15 protein-coding genes are annotated in these 17,639 nt (G+C 72.8%); 14 read left to right on the top strand and 1 reads right to left on the bottom strand.

Features of this window, described 5'->3' with window-relative positions; all coding sequences use genetic code 11:
* Positions 1-2: 2 nt before the first annotated feature.
* Complete coding sequence (locus tag FHU40_RS00700) at positions 3-974, bottom strand: AAA family ATPase (protein WP_183590383.1); 972 nt, start codon at positions 972-974, stop codon at positions 3-5.
* Positions 975-1,451: 477 nt separating this feature from the next.
* On the opposite strand from FHU40_RS00700, the gene mraZ reads away from it, so the two are divergent.
* The 14 genes from mraZ (at position 1,452) to FHU40_RS00630 (ending at position 17,563) form a co-directional block, all read left to right on the top strand.
* Complete coding sequence (gene mraZ, locus FHU40_RS00695; protein ID WP_183590382.1) at positions 1,452-1,883, top strand: division/cell wall cluster transcriptional repressor MraZ; 432 nt, start codon at positions 1,452-1,454, stop codon at positions 1,881-1,883.
* A 231-nt stretch (positions 1,884-2,114) separates the two neighbouring features.
* Positions 2,115-2,321, top strand: coding sequence for a hypothetical protein (locus FHU40_RS00690; protein ID WP_183590381.1), 207 nt, complete (start codon positions 2,115-2,117; stop codon positions 2,319-2,321).
* Between the two features lies 1 nt (position 2,322).
* Positions 2,323-3,288 carry a 16S rRNA (cytosine(1402)-N(4))-methyltransferase RsmH gene (gene rsmH, locus FHU40_RS00685; protein ID WP_183590380.1) on the top strand — a complete coding sequence of 322 codons (966 nt, stop codon included), beginning with the start codon at positions 2,323-2,325 and terminating at the stop codon, positions 3,286-3,288.
* Between the two features lie 76 nt (positions 3,289-3,364).
* On the top strand, positions 3,365-3,946 hold the full coding sequence (gene ftsL, locus FHU40_RS00680) for a cell division protein FtsL (RefSeq protein WP_183590379.1): 582 nt from the start codon (positions 3,365-3,367) through the stop codon (positions 3,944-3,946).
* Positions 3,947-3,996: 50 nt separating this feature from the next.
* Positions 3,997-5,772: a peptidoglycan D,D-transpeptidase FtsI family protein gene (locus FHU40_RS00675; protein ID WP_246389898.1), complete on the top strand. Its 1,776-nt coding sequence runs from the start codon at positions 3,997-3,999 to the stop codon at positions 5,770-5,772.
* A 26-nt stretch (positions 5,773-5,798) separates the two neighbouring features.
* Positions 5,799-7,298 (top strand): UDP-N-acetylmuramoyl-L-alanyl-D-glutamate--2,6-diaminopimelate ligase, encoded by a 1,500-nt coding sequence (locus FHU40_RS00670; RefSeq protein WP_484549383.1) that lies wholly within the window; start codon positions 5,799-5,801, stop codon positions 7,296-7,298.
* Positions 7,286-8,674, top strand: a complete 1,389-nt coding sequence (locus FHU40_RS00665; RefSeq protein ID WP_183590377.1) for a UDP-N-acetylmuramoyl-tripeptide--D-alanyl-D-alanine ligase — start codon at positions 7,286-7,288, stop codon at positions 8,672-8,674. The genes FHU40_RS00670 and FHU40_RS00665 overlap by 13 nt, the downstream gene beginning before the upstream one ends.
* Positions 8,671-9,741 (top strand): phospho-N-acetylmuramoyl-pentapeptide-transferase, encoded by a 1,071-nt coding sequence (gene mraY / locus FHU40_RS00660; protein ID WP_183590376.1) that lies wholly within the window; start codon positions 8,671-8,673, stop codon positions 9,739-9,741. The genes FHU40_RS00665 and mraY overlap by 4 nt, the downstream gene beginning before the upstream one ends.
* 10 nt (positions 9,742-9,751) lie before the next feature.
* Positions 9,752-11,212 carry a UDP-N-acetylmuramoyl-L-alanine--D-glutamate ligase gene (gene murD, locus FHU40_RS00655; protein WP_183590375.1) on the top strand — a complete coding sequence of 487 codons (1,461 nt, stop codon included), beginning with the start codon at positions 9,752-9,754 and terminating at the stop codon, positions 11,210-11,212.
* 35 nt (positions 11,213-11,247) lie between these two features.
* The gene (gene ftsW / locus FHU40_RS00650) at positions 11,248-12,495 is read left to right on the top strand and encodes a putative lipid II flippase FtsW (protein ID WP_183590374.1); all 1,248 of its coding nucleotides are present in this window, start codon (positions 11,248-11,250) and stop codon (positions 12,493-12,495) included.
* Positions 12,496-12,505: 10 nt separating this feature from the next.
* Positions 12,506-13,594 (top strand): undecaprenyldiphospho-muramoylpentapeptide beta-N-acetylglucosaminyltransferase, encoded by a 1,089-nt coding sequence (gene murG / locus FHU40_RS00645; RefSeq protein ID WP_183590373.1) that lies wholly within the window; start codon positions 12,506-12,508, stop codon positions 13,592-13,594.
* Positions 13,591-14,961 carry a UDP-N-acetylmuramate--L-alanine ligase gene (gene murC / locus FHU40_RS00640; RefSeq protein ID WP_183590372.1) on the top strand — a complete coding sequence of 457 codons (1,371 nt, stop codon included), beginning with the start codon at positions 13,591-13,593 and terminating at the stop codon, positions 14,959-14,961. The genes murG and murC overlap by 4 nt, the downstream gene beginning before the upstream one ends.
* A complete protein-coding gene (locus tag FHU40_RS00635) occupies positions 14,954-15,760 on the top strand; it encodes a cell division protein FtsQ/DivIB (protein ID WP_183590371.1) in 807 nt (268 codons plus the stop codon). Before murC ends, FHU40_RS00635 begins: the two co-directional genes overlap by 8 nt.
* A gap of 558 nt (positions 15,761-16,318) precedes the next feature.
* Positions 16,319-17,563, top strand: a complete 1,245-nt coding sequence (locus FHU40_RS00630) for an HNH endonuclease signature motif containing protein (RefSeq protein ID WP_183590370.1) — start codon at positions 16,319-16,321, stop codon at positions 17,561-17,563.
* The last annotated feature ends 76 nt before the right edge of the window (positions 17,564-17,639 follow it).

Below are 17,639 nucleotides of genomic sequence, written 5' to 3'. Positions count from 1 at the left end.
GGTCAGCGGGCGCCGGCGGGGACGGCGACCGTCCCGACGACGGCGTCGAGGATCGCGGCCGTGGACCGGCCGCTCATCGCGGCCTCCACGCTGGGCAGCAGCCGGTGCGCGAGCACCGGGCGAGTGAGCCGGTGGACGTCGTCGGGGAGCACGTAGTCGCGCCCGTCGATGGCGGCGACCGCCTTGGCCGCGCGCACCAGGTGCAGCGTCGCGCGCGGCGAGGCGCCCAGCGACAGCTCCTCGGAACGCCGGGTCGCCGAGGTGATCGCCACGGCGTACCGCTGCACGTCGGAGGAGACGTGCACCTGGTTGACGATGGCGATCAGCTTGCGCACCTCGGCCGCGTCGGTGACCGGCTCGAGGTCGTCGAGCGGGTTGGCGCCGGTGTGGGTGCCGAGCATCGCGATCTCCGCGGCCTCGACCGGATAGCCGACCGAGACCCGCGCCATGAACCGGTCGCGCTGCGCCTCGGGCAGGGCGTAGGTGCCCTCCATCTCGATCGGGTTCTGGGTCGCGATCACCATGAACGGCTGCTCGAGCTGGTACGTCGAGTTGTCGACGGTGACCTGACGCTCCTCCATGCACTCCAGCAGCGCCGACTGGGTCTTCGGCGACGCCCGGTTGATCTCGTCGCCCACGACGATGTTGGCGAAGACGCCGCCGGGCCGGAACTCGAACTCACGGGTGTTCTGGTTGAACACCGACACGCCGGTCACGTCGGAGGGCAGCAGGTCGGGGGTGAACTGGATGCGCCGCACCGAGCAGTCGATGCTGCGAGCCAAGGTCTTGCTCAGCATGGTCTTGCCGACCCCGGGGACGTCCTCGATCAGCAGGTGCCCCTCGGCGAGCAGCACCACGAGCGTCGAGTGGACGACGTCGGGCTTGCCCTCGATGACCCGCTCGATGTTCGACCGCACCCGGCCCACGACCCGTGCCAGCGTCTCGAGGTCCGCCCCGCCCGCCTGAATGTCCACGTTGTCCCTTTCCAACCCCCGAAGCCGCCTGCCGGTGAGGCGGATCACGCTGTCTCAACCCTAAGTCGTGAAGGGAAACCTATGTGGTCCCACAACCCGACGATTCTGGCCGCGCCCACCCGACTCGGGTATCTGACTCCGGTCAGCACGTTTTGGTTGCCACCCGGGTTCACCCGGCCGAGCCCGCGCCGGCCCCACCAGCCACTCCACCCCGCTCCATCGCGCCCCACCACGAGTGGATCCCTCCCCACCGGCGCACCACCCCGGGCGGTACGGCGCCCGGCGGACCCGTGCTGACCTGCGCAAACGCGAGGTCCGCGGCTCGGCGTACGTCGGGAACCGGCGGTCGCCCGCCGCTCGGATCCGGCCCGCGGGCGCCGGAAATCGCGGTCGCCGCGGGCGCTAAGTGGTTGACGGTGGAGTGATGTGGAGTAGAGTGGGGCGAAGTGGAGGAAGCGTGAGGAGTGGAGGTGCCCGATGTTCTTCATGGGCACGTACACCCCGAAGCTCGACGACAAGGGGCGGCTCTTCCTCCCGGCCAAGTTCAGGGATCGGCTCTCGGAGGGGCTCGTGGTCACACAGGGACAGGAGAACTGCCTCGTCGTGTGGCCGACCGACGTCTTCATGGAGGAGGCCCGCCGGGCCCAGGCCACGCCGATGACGGTGCGCGGCGCGCGTGACTACGCCCGCATCCTCTTCGCCGGCGCCGACGAGGGATCGCTGGACAAGCAGGGCCGGATCGGCATCCCGGCCCCGCTGCGTGAGTACGCCGGGCTCGACCGCGACGTGGTCGTCATCGGCGTGATGGACCGGGTCGAGATCTGGGACCCGGCCCGCTGGCGGGAGTACTCCAGCGGAGCACAGGCCAAGTTCGCCGAGCTCGACGAACAGCCGGCCCCGCAGGGCTAGTCGCCGAGAGGCCAGCACCCACAGAACTCAAGAGCGATCCGCAGGACGAGGTCTCGAGCCCGCTCCCGCCACCGTCTGGGGCACCTTCCCCGGTTCCAGACGACCCGCATCTGGGGCACCTTCCCCGGTTCCAGATGCCTTCCCACGTGGGAGCGGGCAGGGACCTGGTCAGGCGGATCGCAGCACCCGAGAAACCACTTCCCCAGCACCACCACATCAAGGGTCGAGACCATGAGCATCGCCTCCGCGGCACCGTCGCCGCACCTGGCTGCACCGGACGAGCCGGATCTCCGTCCGGCCGGGCAGCACGGCGAGCCCGCGCCCCGGGTGCGACAGCTGGCCCGCGACGCGGCCACCCTGATGGTGTTCTCCGCGGCCACCTCGGTCGGCGTCGCGGCGTGCTTCCTCCTGCTGGCACTCGCGGCGCGTCAGGCCTGACATGCCGAGCCCCTCCCACGTCCCGGTCCTCCTCGACCGGGTCGTCTCCCTGCTGGCACCCGCGCTCGACCGACCCGGCGCCGTCCTGGTCGACGCGACCCTCGGCCTCGGCGGCCACACCGAGGCCGTGCTCTCCCGCATCGACGCGACCCGCGTCGTCGGCATCGACCGCGACCCGCAGGCGCTCGAGCTGGCGAGCCGCCGGCTCGCGGCGTACGGCGACCGCTTCACGGGCGTCCACGCGGTGTACGACGAGATCGCCGACGTGCTCGCCGACCTCGGGCTCGCGGCCGTCGACGGGGTGCTGTTCGACCTCGGGGTGTCGTCGATGCAGCTCGACGTCCGCGAGCGTGGGTTCGCGTACGCCGAGGACGCCCCGCTCGACATGCGCATGGACGGCACCACCGGCATCACCGCGGCCGAGGTCCTCAACACCTATCCCGCCGCCGACCTGACCCGGATCCTCAAGGAGTACGGGGAGGAGAAGTTCGCCCGCAAGATCGCGGCCGCCGTCGTGCGGGAGCGCGAGCGCGAGCCGTTCACGACCTCCGGGCGCCTCGTCGAGCTGCTGTACGCCGAGATCCCGGCGCCCGCGCGGCGCACCGGGGGACACCCCGCGAAGCGCACCTTCCAGGCGCTGCGGATGGAGGTCAACGACGAGCTGGCCGTGCTGCGGCGGGCCATGCCGGCGGCCATCGACGCGATCAACGTCGGCGGCCGGGTGGTCGTGGAGTCCTACCACTCGCTGGAGGACCGCCTGGTCAAGCAGGCGTTCACCGCGGCGACCCGCAGCGACGTGCCCGAGGACCTGCCGTTCGTGCCGGAGGGGCACGAGCCGGCACTCCGGCTGGTCACCCGGGGCAGCGAGAAGGCCGGGCCGGAGGAGATCGCAGCGAACCCGCGCGCCGCGTCGGTGCGGTTGCGGGCCGTCGAACGGATGCGAGACAGCAGGGGAGAGACAGCATGAGCGAGCGCAGCGAGCGAGTCATCCAAGACAGTGCATCCGGTGCCTCAGGGGCGCACGGATCGAAGCGAGTACGCCCATGAGCAGTCCAGCGATGCAGGTCCGGTCCCGGATCCCGAGGCTCGCCGGCGCCGCCGTCGAGCGGGCCCGGCTGACGGTCGTCCCGCGGCGCCGCAGGGCGGCCGGTCGGGCGCCGTTCCTCGCCCTGGTCACGATGGTGCTGCTCGGCGGCGTCGTCGGGCTGCTGCTCTTCAACACCTCGATGCAGCAGGCGTCCTTCGCGACCACCGGGCTCGAGCAGCAGGCGACCCGCCTGGCCGCCCGCCAACAGAGCCTCGAGATGGAGCTCGACCGCCTCCGCAACCCCCAGCGCATCGCCGCCGCGGCCAAGCGGCTGGGCATGGTGCAGGCCTGCAGCCCGGCGTTCCTCCGGCTGGGCACCGGCGAGGTCTCCGGCGTGCCCTGCGCGGGTGGTGGCCCGGACAGCCCGTCGCTGCGGATCAACCCGCTGCCGCCGAGCAAGCCCGCGATCCTGAACCCGCCGCCGAACGTCGTCACCGTCGACCCACCGGCCTCCGCGGGTGAGAACTCACAGGCCGACACGGGCCGCGGCAACCCGGATCGGGACGCCCGGGACGGTAGGAAGAAGAACAACCGGTAGCCCCGGCTCGTTCCCGACCCCCGCCCGTCCCCCGACCAGAGGAGCAGCCGTTGCCCGCGACCACGCCCCGCGGCACCCGGCGCGGCTCGCCCCAGCTGCGCCTGCGCATCGGGTTCGTGGTGATCGCGATGGTGCTGTCGGTCTTCGGTGCGCGCCTGGTCCAGCTCCAGGGCATCGACCCCAACTCGTACGCCGAGATGGCCGCCGCTGAGGGCCTCGTCGAGGTCGACCTGCCGGCCACGCGCGGCCAGATCATGGACCGCAACGGCGAGCCGCTCGCCGACTCGATCGACGGGATGATGGTGGTCGCCGACCCGCGGCTCACGGACGACGACGCGGCCGACCTCGCGGCGTTCCTCTACCGCAAGCTGGGCGTCGACTACGTCAGCACCCTGGCGAAGCTGCGCGCGCACCAGACCGAGCAGGGCGTGGAGGCACGGTTCGAGTACATCGCCCGGCGGGTCCCCGCGACGATCGCGACCGAGGTCGTCGAGGAGGCCGACAGCAAGGGGTACCAGGGCCTCGACACCCGGCGCGACCCGCTGCGGGACTACCCGGCGGGTGACGTGGCCGCCAACCTGGTCGGCTTCATGGGCACCGACGAGCCGCTCGCCGGCCTCGAGCGCACCTTCGACAAGGAGCTCTCCGGCGTCGACGGCTCCACCCGCTACGAGGTCGGCAGCGGCAACCGGCTGCCGCTGGGCGAGAGCACGATCACCGAGCCGGTCGACGGCAAGGACCTGCGGACCACGCTGGACACCAAGCTCCAGTGGTACGCCCAGCGGGTGATCCGCGAGACCGTGGAGAACGCCCGCGCCGAGTCCGGCTTCGCGATCGTGATGGACTCCCGCACCGGCGAGCTGCTGGCCGTGGCCGACGACCCGACGTACGACCCGAACGAGCCGACCGCGTCCGCGAAGGCCGACCTCGGCTCCCGCGCCCTCCAGGACGTCTACGAGCCCGGCTCGGTCCAGAAGGTGCTCACCGCCAGCTCGCTGCTCGACCTGGGCCTCGTCACGCCGCGCACCAAGATCGTGGTGCCGTCCGACCTGCCGCGCGACGGGCGGGTGATCCACGACTGGTTCACCCACGGCACCATCCGGCTGACCCTGACCGGCGCGATCGCCCAGTCCTCCAACATCGGCACCGTGCTGGCCGCCGACCGGTTCAAGGACGGCCAGCTCTTCCGCTACCTGCGCCAGTTCGGGCTCGGCAAGCCCACCCGGATCGGCGTGCGGGGCGAGACGAAGGGCCTGCTGCCGCGGCTGAGCGAGTGGACGTCCCAGCTCGAGGACCGCATCGACTTCGGCCAGTCGCTGTCGGTCAACGGCGTGCAGATGGCGGCCGCGGTGAACACCATCGCCAACGGCGGCGTCCGGGTGTCCCCGAGCCTGATCAAGGGCTCCGCCACCAGCGACGACGGCCGGCCGGTCGGCACCGACCACGCCACCCACACCCGCGTGGTGAGCGAGCAGGCCGCCAAGCAGACCGCGTTGATGATGGAGCGGGTCGTCGACCCCGACGTCGGCGTCGCGCCCGGTGCGGCGGTGCCGGGCTACCGCGTCGCCGGCAAGACCGGCACGGCGCAGCGCGTCGGCGAGGAGTGCGGCTGCTACGACGGCACGTTCACCGTCTCCTTCGCCGGCTTCGCGCCCGCCGACGACCCGCGCTTCACCATCTACGTCGTCGTCCAGAACCCCCGCAACGGCGGCGGTGGCGGCTCGGTCGCGGGCCCGGCGTTCGCCAAGATCATGAGCTACGCGCTGCGCCGCTACGGCGTGCCTCCGACCGGCACCCAGCCCTCGCGGCTGCCGGTCGAGTGGTGAGCGTCGTGCAGCGATAGGTTCACGTGGTGAGCGACTCCACCCGGCCCCAACACCCCCCGCGGACGCCGCTCGCGACCCTCGCCGACTGGGTCGGCGCGCAGGCGGTCGGTGGTCTCGGCGACGTCGAGGTCACCGGGATCTCCCTCTCCTCGCAGCGGGTCCGGCCCGGTGACCTGTACGCCGCGCTGCCCGGCAGCCGCGCCCACGGCATCGACTTCGCGCCGGCCGCGGTCGGGGCCGGCGCCGTCGCGGTGCTCACCGACCCGGCGGGTGCCGGGGCGGCGGTCGTCGACGTCCCGGTGCTGGTCGTCTCCCGGCCCCGCGCCGTGCTGGGGCGCCTCGCCGCCCACGTCTACGGTGACCCCGCCGAGTCGATGCGGATGATCGGTGTGACCGGCACCCAGGGCAAGACGACCACGACGCGCCTGCTCGAGGGCGGGCTGACCCAGGGCGGGGGCCTCGCGGCCGTGATCGGCACCAACGGCACCCGGGTGGCCGGCGCGGACGTGCAGACGACGCTGACGACGCCGGAGGCGCCCGACCTGCACGGGCTGTTCGCGATGATGCGCGAGCGCGGCGTGACGACCTGCGCGATGGAGGTCTCCAGCCATGCGCTGGTGATGGGCCGGGTCGACGGCGTCGTCTTCGACGTCGCGGTGTTCCTCAACCTGGGGCGCGACCACCTCGACTTCCACGGCGACGTGGAGGAGTACTTCGCGGCGAAGGCGTCGCTGTTCACGCCGGAGCGCGCCCGGCTCGGGCTGGTGAACATCGACGACGAGCACGGGCGTCGGCTCGTCACCGAGGCGACGGTGCCGGTCCGCACGTTCTCCGCCACCGGTGCCGCCGACTGGACGGTCGACGACGTCGAGCCCGGACCGGAGGGATCGACGTTCGTGATCGTGACCCCCGACGGGCGCCGGCTGGCGGCGGGCTGCCCCCTGCCCGGTGACTTCAACGTCGCCAACACGCTCGCGGCCGTCGCCGCGGCGGGGGAGACCGGCCTCGACCCGGCGGCGGTCGCGGCCGGCATCGCCGCGGCGGGCGGCGTTCCCGGCCGCCTGGAGCGCGTCGACGCCGGCCAGGACTTCCTCGTCGTGGTCGACTACGCCCACAAGCCCGACGCCGTCGAGGCCGCGATCCGCACCCTCCGGCCGCTGACCGACGGCCGGCTGATCGTCGTGCTCGGCGCCGGCGGCGACCGCGACCCCGGCAAGCGGCCGATCATGGCGGGCATCGCCGCCCGGCTCGCCGACGTGCTGGTCGTCACCGACGACAACCCGCGCACCGAGGATCCGGCCGCGATCCGCGCGGCCATGCTGGCGGGCGTCGAGGACGGCGCGGCGGAGGTCGTCGAGATCGGCGACCGGCGTGCGGCGATCCGCGCGGCGGTGCGCAGGGCCCGGCCCGGCGACATCGTGGTGATCGCGGGCAAGGGGCACGAGACGGGACAGGAGATCGACGGCGTGGTGCATCCCTTCGACGACCGCGAGGTCGCCCGGGAGGAGTTGGCGTGCTTGCCCTGAGCCTGCGCGAGATCGCGGACATCGTGGGCGGCTCGGTCACCGCGGACGTCGCCGATGTCGTGGTGAGCGGACCTGCCTACGTCGACAGCCGCCGGCCGCAGCCGGGCGGTCTCTTCGTGGCGGTGGTCGGCGAGCGGGTCGACGGCCACGAGTACGCCGCCGGGGCGCACGCCGTCCTCGGCACCCGGCCGACCGAGGCGCCGACGGTCGTGGTCGCCGACCCCGTCGTCGCGCTCGGGCGCCTCGCGCGCCACGTCGTCGACCGGCTCGTCGCCGGCGGGACCACCGTGCTCGCGCTGACCGGCTCGCAGGGCAAGACCGGCACCAAGGACTACCTCGCCCAGGTGCTCGCCGCCGCCGGTCCGACCGTGGCGACCGCCGGCAACCACAACAACGAGATCGGCGTCCCACTGACCGTGCTCACCGCCGACGCCGCCACGCGCTACCTCGTCGTCGAGATGGGCGCCCGCGGCGTCGGTCACATCGCCTACCTGTGCGAGATCGCGCCGCCGCAGGTCGCCGCCGTGCTCAACGTCGGCACCGCCCACATCGGGGAGTTCGGCTCGCGCGAGGCGATCGCCGCCGCCAAGGGCGAGATCGTCGAGGCGCTGCCGCCCTCGGGCACCGCGGTGCTGAACGCCGACGACCCGCTCGTGGCCGCGATGGCCACGCGCACGGCGGCCGCGGTCCTCACCTTCGGGGCCGAGCACGCCGACGCGACCGTACGCGCCTCCGACGTCGATCTCGACGACCTCGGCCGGCCCGAGGTCACCCTGGCGGTCGGCGGGCAGCGCACCCGGCTGCGGCTCCCGCACAGCGGTCTCCACCAGGTCGAGAACGCCGCGGCCGCCGCGGCGATGGCGCTGGCGGCCGGGGTCGAGTTCGCGATGATCGGGCCCGCGCTCGAGGCCGCCGCGACCGCGTCCCCGATGCGCATGGAGCTGCACGAGCGGTCCGACGGGCTGCTGGTGATCAACGACGCCTACAACGCCAACCCGGCCTCGATGACGGCCGCCGTCGAGACGCTGGCCGAGATCGGCGCGCGCCGCGGACGTCGTACCGTCGCCGTCCTCGGCGAGATGCGCGAGCTCGGCGACCAGGCACACGCCGGCCACGTCGAGGTCGGCCGGGCCGCGGCCGCGCTCGGCGTCGGCGTCGTGGTCGTGGTCGGCGCTCCGGCCGCGGGCATCGCCGACGGGCTGCGCGGCGTACCGGAGTGGGCCGGTGAGGTGATCGTCACGGCGGGGCGCGACGAGGCGGCGGCCTGGGTGCGCGAGAATGTCGCGGGCGCCGATGTCGTGCTGGTCAAGGCCTCGCGCGGAGCCGCCCTGGAGACGATCGCCGACGGCCTGCTGGAGGGAGACCACAAGCCATGAGAGCCATCCTGTTCGGTGGCGGCCTGGCCCTGCTGATCTCGCTGCTCGGCACCCGCGTCGCGATCAACCTCTTCACCCGCTGGGGCTACGGCCAGGAGATCCGCGACGACGGGCCCACCAGCCACCACACCAAGCGCGGCACACCCACGATGGGCGGCGTCGTGATCATCCTGGCGACCGTGCTGGGCTACTTCGGCGCGCTGCTGATCACCGGCACGGTGCCGTCGGCCTCGGCGCTGCTGCTGCTCTTCCTCTTCGTGGGCATGGGCCTGGTCGGCTTCCTCGACGACTACATCAAGATCTCCAAGCAGCGCAGCCTGGGCTTGCGCAGCAAGGCCAAGATGATCGGCCAGACCCTGGTCGCCGTGGTCTTCGGCGTGCTCGCCCTGTCGCCGTGGCTCGAGGACGACAGCGGCGTCACGCCGGCGTCGCAGAAGATCTCGTTCTTGCGCGACATCAGCTGGCTGGCGCTGCCGATGGTCCTGGCGGTGGTGCTGATCTGGTTCATCATCGTGGCGACCAGCAACGGCGTGAACCTCACCGACGGCCTCGACGGCCTCGCCACCGGCGCCTGCACGATGGTCTTCGCGGCGTACATGATCGTGAACATCTGGCAGAGCAACCAGTCGTGCACCGTCGAGAACACCGCGCTCTGCTACAACGTACGAGATCCGCTCGACCTCGCGATCGTGGCCGCCGCGCTGACCGGCGCGTGCTTCGGCTTCCTGTGGTGGAACGCCTCGCCCGCCGCGATCTTCATGGGAGACACCGGATCGCTGTCGCTCGGTGGCGCGCTCGCTGGCCTCGCGATCCTGACCCGCACCGAGCTGCTGCTGATCATCCTCGGCGGGCTGTTCCTCGTCGAGACGCTGTCGGTGATGCTCCAGGTGGGCTACTTCAAGGTCACCAAGGGCAAGCGGATCTTCCGGATGGCGCCGCTGCACCACCATTTCGAGATGCTCGGGTGGGAGCAGGTCACGGTCGTGATCCGGTTCTGGATCATCACGGGGCTGTGCGTCGCCGGCGGCCTCGGCATCTTCTACGCCGAGTGGGTGGCACGTCTGTGAAGGATCTCCCATGAATCCGGGGAGCCTCGGCCGGCACGACTCCTGGGAGGGTGTCCGCGCGGTCGTCGCGGGCTTCGGCGTGTCCGGCTTCGCCGCCGCCGACAACCTCAACCACCTCGGCGCGAGCGTCGTCGCGCTCGACGAGTCCGACGCCGGTGACCGGCCCGCGAAGGCCGAGCTGCTCGAGGTGCTCGGCGCCGACGTACGCCTCGGCCCCGGCACGACGCAGACCCTGCCCGACGACGTCGACCTGCTGGTCACCTCGCCCGGCTGGCGGCCCACCGCGCCGCTGCTCGCGCAGGCGGCCGCGCGCGGCGTCCCGATCTGGGGCGAGGTCGAGCTCGCCTGGCGGCTGCGGGATCCCGATCACGACACCCCGTGGCTGTGCGTCACCGGCACCAACGGCAAGACCACGACCGTGCAGATGCTCGACTCGATCCTGCGGGCCGCCGGGCTGCGTAGCATCGCGGTCGGCAACGTCGGGCTGCCGATCGTCGAGGCGGTCATGGACCCCGAGCCGTACGACGTGCTGGCGGTCGAGCTGTCGAGCTTCCAGCTCCACTACACCGACTCGATGAGCGCCGAGGCGGCCGCCGTCCTCAACGTCGCCGAGGACCACCTCGACTGGTACGCCGGGCCGACCGGCATGGCCGACTATGCGGCCGACAAGGGGCGCATCTACGAGCGCGTGCAGCGCGCCTGCGTTTACAACGTCGCCGACCCCGAGACCGAGCGGCTGGTCCGCGAGGCCGACGTGATCGAGGGCGCGCGGGCGATCGGGTTCACCCTGGGCATGCCGGCGGTCGGCATGGTCGGCCTGGTCGAGGACATCCTCGCCGACCGCGCGTTCATCGAGCAGCGGGACACCAGCGCCGCCGAGCTCTGCACGATCGCCGACCTCGCCTCGCCTGCTCCGCACTTCGTGGCCAACGCCCTGGCGGCCGCGGCACTTGCCCGCTCCCACGGGGTCTCGCAGGCGGCCGTGCGCGACGGGCTGCGCGCCTTCCGCCCCGACGGTCACCGGATCGCCGTCGTCGGGGAGGCGGACGGGGTCACCTGGGTCGACGACTCCAAGGCCACCAACCCGCACGCCGCGACGTCGTCGCTGCTGGCCTACGACAGCGTCGTGTGGGTCGCCGGCGGCCTGGCCAAGGGCGCGAGCTTCGACGACCTCGTGCTGACCGTGCGCGACCGGCTGCGCGGCGTCGTGCTGCTCGGCCGCGACCGCCACGTGATCGCGGACGCGCTTTCGCGACACGCCCCCGATGTGCCCGTGATCGTGGTCGGCGACGACGAGACTGGCCCGGTAGATGGTGGACATGCCATGGAGCGCGTCGTGGCGACGGCCGCCGAGTTGTCTCGACCCGGCGACACGGTGCTGCTGGCGCCGGGATGCGCCTCCATGGACATGTTCACCAACTACGGCGAGCGCGGCGACGCGTTCGCCGCCGCCGTACGCCGCAGGATGTAGCCCAGGTTCAGGGCCCGGTTCAGGGAGGGGACGCGATGACCACCGCGGATCCCTTCGACAGCACCCAGCGCCGCTCGGCGATCGGTGGCTGGTACGCCGCGGCCCGCGCCGCGCTCGACCGGCCGCTGACGTCGTACTACCTGCTGCTCGGCGCGTCCGCGCTGCTGCTCACCATCGGCCTGATCATGGTGCTCAGCGCGTCGAGCGTCTACTCGTACGAGAAGAACGACGGCAACTCCTATGCCATCGTCACCCGGCAGCTGATCTGGGTGGTGATCGCGATCCCGTGCGCGTTCCTCGCCTCCCGGATGCCGATCGGGCTGGTGCGGCGCTTCGCCTGGCCGGCGCTGCTGCTGTCGGTCCTGCTGCTCGCGCTGGTGCGCGTGCCCGGGCTCGGGCGCACGGTCAACGGCAACACCAACTGGCTCGGCATCGGCCCGTTCACGATCCAGCCCGCCGAGATCGCCAAGCTGGCGATCGTGCTGTGGGCCGCCCACATCTACGCCCGCAAGGACCGAAAGCTCACCAGCCTGCACCAGATCCTGATGCCCGTCGTGTTCGGCATCGGCCTGGTGATCGTGCTCGTCATGCTCGGCCGCGACCTCGGCACCGCCCTCGTGCTCTTCGCGATCCTCCTCGCGATGCTGTGGGTCGTCGGAGCGCCCGCGCGGCTGTTCACCCTGATGCTGTCGATGATCGGCGTGCTGGCGCTCTATCTGGCGACCACCAGCCAGCATCGCCTCGACCGGATCATGACGTTCACCGACCCGTTCAAGGACTACCACTACGCCGGGTGGCAGCCCGCCCACGGACTCTTCGCGCTGTCCTCCGGCGGCATCTTCGGCCAGGGCATCGGCGGCAGCCGCGAGAAGTGGGGCACCCTGCCCGAGGCGCACACCGACTTCATCTTCGCCGTGCTCGGCGAGGAGCTTGGCCTGATCGGCACGCTGCTGGTGATCGTGCTCTTCCTCACCATCGCCTACGCCGCGGTGCGGGTCGCCTCCCGCACCACCGAGCCGTTCGTGCGCTACATGACCTTCGGCATCGTCGTCTGGCTGCTCGGGCAGATGATCATCAACGTCGGCATGGTCCTCGCGCTGCTCCCCGTCATCGGCATCCCGCTGCCGCTGGTGTCCTACGGCGGCTCCGCGCTGCTGCCGTCGCTGGTCGCGCTCGGCCTGCTGATCGGCTTCGCCCGCCGCGAGCCCGAGGCGGCGCGGGCGCTCGCGCAGCGCAAGAAGGCCCGATCGGCCGGCCTCTCGGCCGGTCCCCGCGCTGGCTAGGGTTGTGCCGATGCGCGTTCTCCTCGCCGGCGGTGGCACCGCCGGCCACACCTCGCCCCTGCTCGCCACGGCCGACGCGATCCGGAGGCTCGCGCCCGACCTCGGCATCGAGCCCGAGATCACCTGTCTCGGCACGCCCCGCGGTCTCGAGAACCGCGTGGTGCCCGAGGCCGGCTACCCCCTCGAGCTGATCCCGCCGGTGCCGCTGCCCCGCAAGCCCAACGCCGACTTCTTCAAGGTGCCGGCCCGCCTGCGCGCCGCCGTCAAGGAGACGCTCGCCGTCTTCGACCGGGTGCGCCCCGATGTCGTGGTCGGGTACGGCGGCTACGTGTCGATGCCGGCGTACCTCGCCGCCCGCCGCCGCAAGCTGCCGCTGGTCGTCCACGAGCAGAACGCCGTGCCCGGCCTGGCCAACAAGGCCGGAGCCCGGGTCGCCCGGCGGGTCGCGGTCAGCTTCCCCGACACCCCGCTGCCGCGGGCGGAGTACGTCGGACTGCCGATCCGGCCGATGATCTCCGGGCTCGACCGGGCCGTGCTGCGCGCCGAGGCGCGCGCGTCCTTCGGCCTCGACCCCGACCGGCCCACGCTGCTGGTGACCGGTGGCTCGCAGGGCGCCCGGCGCCTCAACCAGTCGGTCTCCGGTGCCGCGGGCGCGCTGGCCGCCGCGGGCGTGCAGGTGCTGCACGTCGTCGGCCCGCAGGGCGAGGCGTCCCCCGAGACCGACCCCGACGTGCCCTACGTCGTCGTCAACTTCGTCGACCGGATGGACCTCGCCTACGCCGCCGCCGACCTCGTGGTCTCCCGGGCCGGCGCCAGCAGCGTCACCGAGGCCGCGGCCGTGGGCCTGCCCGCCGTCTTCGTGCCGCTGCCGATCGGCAACGGCGAGCAGGAGCACAACGCCCGCCCGGTCGTCGACGCCGGCGGCGGCATCCTGGTCAAGGACGCCGACCTCACCGCCGACTGGGTTGCCGGCACCGTCCCGGGCCTCGCGAGCGACGCCGAGAGGCTCGCCGCGATGGGCGCGGCGGCGGCCGCGCTGATCCCGCGGGACGCCGACGAGCGGCTGGCCCGGATCGTCTTCGAGGCAGCCCGGTCGTGAAGATCCCCGTCCCCGACGAGCTGCTCCCCGCCGAGCGCCTCGGCCGTGTCCACTTCGTCGGCATCGGCGGCGCCGGCCTCTCCGGCATCGCCCGGATCATGCTGGCCCGGGGCGTCACCGTCAGCGGCAGCGACGGCGTCGACTCGCCGACGCTCGACGCGCTGCGAGCCCTCGGCGCGACCGTGCACCTGGGCCACGACGCCGCGCAGGTCGCCGACGCCGACACGCTCGTGGTCTCGACCGCGGTGCGCGAGGACAACCCCGAGTACGCCGAGGCGATGCGCCGCGGCCTGCGCGTGCTGCCGCGCTCGGCCGCCCTCGCCGCGGTGATGGCCGACCGCCGGGTGGTCGCCGTCGCCGGCACCCACGGCAAGACGACCACGACCTCCCTGCTGACGGTCGGGCTGCAGGCGGCAGGGGCCGATCCGACGTACGCCATCGGCGGCGAGCTGACCGCCACCGGAGTCAACGCCGCGGAGGGTGCCGGCGAGGTGTTCGTCGCCGAGGCCGACGAGAGCGACGGGGCCTTCCTCCACTACGCGCCGTACGCAGCGATCGTCACGAACGTCGAGGCCGACCACCTCGACAACTGGGGCACCGAGGAGGCCTACGTCGCGGCGTTCGACGAGTTCGCCGACACCGTCGACCCCGACGGGTTCCTGGTCTGCTGCGTCGACGACCCGGGTGCCGCGGCGCTCGCCGAGCGGCAGCGCGCCGCGGGGCGCCGGGTGGTGACGGTCTCCGCGCGCCACGACGCGGACTTCGGCCCGGACGCGCTGGCCGGCGTCACGCTGTGGTCGCCGGGGGAGCACTACCTGGTCGATGCGTTGGCCGCGCTGGCCGCGGGCGTCACGCTCGGCTTCGGGGCCGACGACCTGGCGCGCGGCATCGAGTCGTACACCGGCACCAAGCGGCGCATGGAGCGCAAGGGCGAGGCCGGCGGGGTGCGCGTCTACGACAGCTACGCCCACCACCCGACCGAGATCGCCGGCGACCTGCAGGCAGCGCGGGCGGTCGCGGGGGAGGGCCGCGTGGTGGTCGCCTTCCAGCCGCACCTGGTCTCGCGCACCCGGATCTTCGGCGAGCAGATGGGCGTCGCTCTCGGGGCGGCCGACGAGGTCGTGGTGCTCGACGTCTACCTCGCGCGCGAGGACGCCGACCCGGCCGTCACCGGCGCACTGGTGGCGGGCGCCGTGCCACTGCCGCCCGAGCGGGTGAGCTTCGTGCCCGACTTCGACGCCGTCCCCGCGGCGCTGATCGCGCGGGCCCGACCCGGCGACCTCGTGCTGACGCTGGGCGCCGGCACGATCACCGAGATCGGCCCGCGGGTGCTCCGGCTGCTCTCCGGGGAGAGCGCCGATGGCTAGGCGCCGCGACCCCGACGAGACGCAGGGCTTCGACGCGCTGCAGGCCGCGCAGGACGACGGGCCCGACCCGTTGCTCGACCCGGCCCTGGTGGCCAGCCGTCGGCGCTTCGCGCGCCGTCAGCGGGCCCGTCGCTGGCTGGCGTGGAAGCCCGCGCTCGCCGTGGTGCTGGTGGTGGGGCTGATCGTCGGCGGCGTGTGGCTCGTCTACTTCTCCTCGTACCTGTCGGTGCACGGGGTCGAGGTCACCGGCGTGGAGCAGCTCGATGCGGCGGAGGTCGAGCGGGCCGCCGCCGTGCCGACCGGGGAGCCGCTGGCCACCGTCGACCTCGACCGGATCCGTACCCGGGTCGAGGCGCTCGCGCCAGTGCGCTCGGCCGACGTCACCCGCCAGTGGCCCGACACCGTGCTGGTCACCGTCGTCGAGCGGGTGCCGGTCGCCGTGGTGACGATCAGCGGCCAGCTGCGCGGCCTCGACGACCAGGGCGTGGTGTTCCGTGACTTCGCCCAGGCACCGCCCGACCTGCCGCGCATCGAGACCGCCGCGGACACCGGCTCGGAGGCGCTCCGCGAGGGCGCGCTGGTGATCGCAGCGCTGCCCGGCGACCTCGCCGCGAAGGTCGACCACGTCGACGTGCGGACCATCGACGCGATCTCCCTCGAGCTGCGAGACGGCCGCGAGGTCGTCTGGGGGAGCGCCGACGAGCCCGACCTGAAGGCGAAGGTCCTCGCGCAGCTCCTGGGCGCCGTCGAGGCACAGCGGTACGACGTGAGCGTGCCCGGCCAGCCGACCAGCCGCTGAGTCGCCACGGTGGTTGAGGTGCGAAGGCGCGCTGGCGCCTCGAAACCTCCGTGTGGGCGGGTGGTGGTTTCGAGGCTCCTCGCTGGCGCTCGTCGCACCTCAACCACCGTCGCCGAGCACGGTGGTTGAGGAAGGCGCGCTAGCGCCTGTCTCGAAACCACCTGTCCCGCGTCGGGGAGTGTCGGCGTCCTCCCGGCGGCGCCAGTATGGGCGCGCGTCCTCCGCCGTCAAGGATTCCCTGCGGCGGCTTCGCCGTCCTTGACGGCTCCTCCCGCGCACCCCGTTGGCGCCCATCGGGAGGACGCCGACCTGTGGTCGGTTCGAAGTAGGGGGTGGTTTCGAGACGGTTGCTAGCGCAACCTCCTCAACCACCGTCCTCGTCGGGCAACGGTGGTTGAGGAAGGCGCGCTAGCGCCTGTCTCGAAACCACCCCTCCACAGACATCGGCATTGGGTGTGGACGAGCACGCCGGATCGTGACCTGTTCGTGACCCAGAACCCTGTGGAATAAGGGGATTTCGGCCCTTGAATGTCGGTGGCGGGTGCTTGAGTCGGTGGCATGACGGCGATCGCGACACCCCGGCACCGGGTCAGTGTGGCGACCGCGCATGTCCACGCCGAGCTCGACGCGGTCGCTGACGCCTCGGTGTGGTCGATGGATGCCACCGAGGCAGGTCAGACGCTGATCGAGTTGGAGCGGGCCGAGGCCCGGATCGTCGAACTCAAGGCCCGGGGCGCCGCGCACGCCGACACCATCCACGTCGGCGAAGAGGTCGGTGCGTCCAGTGCGGCGAACTGGCTGGCCCACACCACGAAGACCACGCGGGCGGCGGCGTACGGCGCGGTGCGGCTCGGCCACGACCTCGAACAGCACCCCATGACGCGGGAGGCGCTCGCGGCTGGGGAGATCTGCGTGGAGCGGGCGCGGGTGGTGATCCGGTGGGTCGACCGACTCCCCGCCGACCTTGGGGCGGAGATCCGGGAGAAGGCGGAGGCGCACCTGCTGGCCGAGGCGCGGCACCACGACGCGAAGGCACTGGGCCGGCTGGGGCGGCGGCTGTGGGAGGTCATCGCCCCCGGCGAGGCCGACGCCCACGAGGCCGAGATCCTGCAACGGCAGGAGGCGGCCGCGCTGCGGGCCTGTTCGCTGACGATGGTCGACGACGGTGACGGGAAGACTCGGGGTCGGTTCACGCTGCCGACCTACCACGCCGCCGCGCTGCGGAAGATGCTGCACGCGCTCGCCGCTCCCAAGCACCTCGCGGCCACCCAGGGCCCCGGCATCGAGCGGCGGCCCGGTCCGGAGGCGTTGGGGCGGGCGTTGTGCGAGCTGATCGAGCGCTACCCGGTCGACCGGCTGCCGACCACCGGCGGTGTGAACGCCACCGTCGTGGTGGTCATCGACGAGGACTCCCTGATGGGCCGGTTGGAGAAGGCCGGGGTCCTGGACACCGGTGACCGGATCAGCCCCGGCATGGCCCGGCGGCTGGCGTGCGAGGCGGGGATCATCCCCGCCGTCCTCGGCGGCGCCTCGGTCCCGCTGGACCTGGGCCGGCGGAGCCGCTACCACAGCGAGCACCAGCGGATCGCCATGTTCCTCCGCGACCGCGGTTGCCGCGCCGAGGGCTGCGACCGCACCATCGGACTCCACGCCCACCACCAGACCAGATGGACCGACGGCGGCCACACCAACCTCCACGACGGCGCGTCCCTCTGCCCCTGGCACCACACCCTCATCCACGACCCCACCTACCAGACGACCTACCTCCCCACCGGGAAGGTCCAGTTCCACCGACGCACGTGACGGGTGGAGCCCTCGCGACCACCGGGAAGCGCGGCCAACCGGCCCGAGAAATTCGTGCCGGGTCGGCGTCGTGGGC

This window comes from Nocardioides soli, from assembly GCF_014191495.1.
Taxonomy (GTDB): domain Bacteria; phylum Actinomycetota; class Actinomycetes; order Propionibacteriales; family Nocardioidaceae; genus Nocardioides; species Nocardioides soli.
Note: the sequence above shows the minus strand (reverse complement) of the source record. Positions and strands in the feature narration are given on the sequence as shown.

Bases quoted from the DNA above. Each gene is read 5' to 3' on its own strand.
- mraZ (WP_183590382.1), top strand. From the start codon at position 1,452: ATGTTCTTCATGGGCACGTACACCCCGAAGCTCGACGACAAGGGGCGG.
- FHU40_RS00690 (WP_183590381.1), top strand. From the start codon at position 2,115: ATGAGCATCGCCTCCGCGGCACCGTCGCCGCACCTGGCTGCACCGGAC.
- rsmH (WP_183590380.1), top strand. From the start codon at position 2,323: ATGCCGAGCCCCTCCCACGTCCCGGTCCTCCTCGACCGGGTCGTCTCC.
- ftsL (WP_183590379.1), top strand. From the start codon at position 3,365: ATGAGCAGTCCAGCGATGCAGGTCCGGTCCCGGATCCCGAGGCTCGCC.
- mraY (WP_183590376.1), top strand. From the start codon at position 8,671: ATGAGAGCCATCCTGTTCGGTGGCGGCCTGGCCCTGCTGATCTCGCTG.
- murD (WP_183590375.1), top strand. From the start codon at position 9,752: ATGAATCCGGGGAGCCTCGGCCGGCACGACTCCTGGGAGGGTGTCCGC.
- ftsW (WP_183590374.1), top strand. From the start codon at position 11,248: ATGACCACCGCGGATCCCTTCGACAGCACCCAGCGCCGCTCGGCGATC.
- murG (WP_183590373.1), top strand. From the start codon at position 12,506: ATGCGCGTTCTCCTCGCCGGCGGTGGCACCGCCGGCCACACCTCGCCC.
- FHU40_RS00635 (WP_183590371.1), top strand. From the start codon at position 14,954: ATGGCTAGGCGCCGCGACCCCGACGAGACGCAGGGCTTCGACGCGCTG.
- FHU40_RS00630 (WP_183590370.1), top strand. From the start codon at position 16,319: ATGACGGCGATCGCGACACCCCGGCACCGGGTCAGTGTGGCGACCGCG.